The organism is Pseudomonas sp. HMSC076A11 (genome assembly GCF_001810205.1).
Lineage (GTDB): Bacteria > Pseudomonadota > Gammaproteobacteria > Pseudomonadales > Pseudomonadaceae > Pseudomonas > Pseudomonas aeruginosa.
Map to the genome: position 1 here is coordinate 1 of NZ_KV800254.1, position 1,620 is coordinate 1,620.

Below are 1,620 nucleotides of genomic sequence, written 5' to 3' on the forward strand. Positions count from 1 at the left end.
AGAGTAGGGAAAATAAATCTGTCCCCTTTATGCTTGTCCCCTTTATGCTCCTGTCGCTTTTGCAGCGAAGAAACAGCGTTACACTACGAGAGCTTCAAAAACTCCAACCCTTCACATTTAATAATTTCGGAGGGTATTTCCTTATAAACAAAAAGCTCATCGCCCAGATTAATAAAACTTAAACACTCAGAATTACCAAAGCGGAGCAGCACCCCAGCAACCGAGTCTTCAACAGAGGATAAAATCAATGAGACCGAATTCAATTCCTCCCCTACAACTGACGAAAAAGCCTCGTCACTTTCTAGTGGGAAAATCTTTTCCGCCCCAAACTCCCCTAAGTCGCACTCAGCAACAACATCAGAGCTATATGCTATAGACGAGCCATCAGGAGCACACTTTAAAGTCCCAAAATCTTTTCCATCAAATAAAAGAGCTACCGCTTGCGGATTGCCATTTTTTTTCGATTCAAATACATGAAACACCCCCCAAACAAGGAGCAATCGCAGCCCTATGCAACCAATCAACCAAGATTTAAACGCTTCGGATACCACGATCATTGTGGATTACCTTTCAGCGCATTTTTCACGGACGTATTATTTATTCCATCTTTCATAATCGTCACAAATGTCCCGTCCGGTTTTGTAACCACAACATCATCACCCTTTATTCGGAAGAAGACGTCACCTCTCGTACCACCGCTCCCTTGACCTGCAAATTTCCCAGGGATTACTTTTTCTGGGTTATTGCCAATATCTTGGATTTTATCAAGTACCATCTGCCGATCAGCAGGATTTTTAGCACTTCCACCGAAGTCTTCGACGTGCTTTCCTAGCTTCTTCCCTAATTGCCCTGAATCAACCTTGAATTGTGCATTCGCACCTACGCCACTTGTAGGCACAGTCGTGGAGCCAGGTTTAGGTAGCAGTTGGACCTCGCCTTTTGCACCTTGCGGAGCCGGCAGCTTACCCAGTCCCTCGACCAAATCAGCAGCCTCGGATACTTTACCTTCCTTGTAAAGTGCCTTCGCCTTGGCCAGGATCTTCGCAGCGCCATCCCCAATGCCCGGCACCAAGCCTATTCCGGCCATCGTATAGTCGAAGGGGTCTTGCGCTTCGACAAACGCCTTGCCATCGCCATAACCTGGGATGAAGTCAGAACCCAAGCTGGCCATCGCCTCGGCCAGCCGCTTGGAATCAGCTGCCGTTATCGGGTCGTTGATCTGGTAGATGCTGCGCAGCTCGCCCTCAATGGTGTATGCCATCAGTTGCGGGTTCTGCTTGGCTTGCCGGTACTGCTCTTGTGCTTCTGGAGTCCAACTGGCCTGTTTCAAACTCTGGGCAGATTCCCAAGCCTCTTTACGCAGCGTCGTACATGTCGTGCTACTACCGCCCGAAGAACAGGCCGTAAGTAGTGCCAGATCGCGACTCCGGTCGAGTTGGTTTAATTCATCAACGCGGCCACAAGCGGTTGAGTCCCCGCCGTTACATGCCTTCTTGGCCTCGAAGCGTTCCTGGTTTTCTTCGTGGTTGAGGTAGTTGTATTGGACAGAATTCCTAAGAAAAAAGGGGACAGATTTATTTTCCCTACTCTAATCTCGGCCGCCCTTGCCCACGCCGCTCT

General features: G+C 48.9%; 2 protein-coding genes and 1 pseudogene. All 3 read right to left on the reverse strand.

The window, feature by feature from the left end; translation table 11 throughout:
- Positions 1 to 83: 83 nt before the first annotated feature.
- The gene (locus HMPREF2716_RS29320) at positions 84 to 557 is read right to left on the reverse strand and encodes a hypothetical protein (RefSeq protein WP_073650824.1); all 474 of its coding nucleotides are present in this window, start codon (positions 555 to 557) and stop codon (positions 84 to 86) included.
- Positions 554 to 1,330 (reverse strand): hypothetical protein, encoded by a 777-nt coding sequence (locus HMPREF2716_RS28335; RefSeq protein WP_124174000.1) that lies wholly within the window; start codon positions 1,328 to 1,330, stop codon positions 554 to 556. The genes HMPREF2716_RS29320 and HMPREF2716_RS28335 overlap by 4 nt, the downstream gene beginning before the upstream one ends.
- Before the next feature lie 6 nt (positions 1,331 to 1,336).
- Positions 1,337 to 1,510, reverse strand: a pseudogene (locus HMPREF2716_RS29985) (DUF6862 domain-containing protein); the annotation flags it as partial.
- Positions 1,511 to 1,620: the final 110 nt, after the last annotated feature.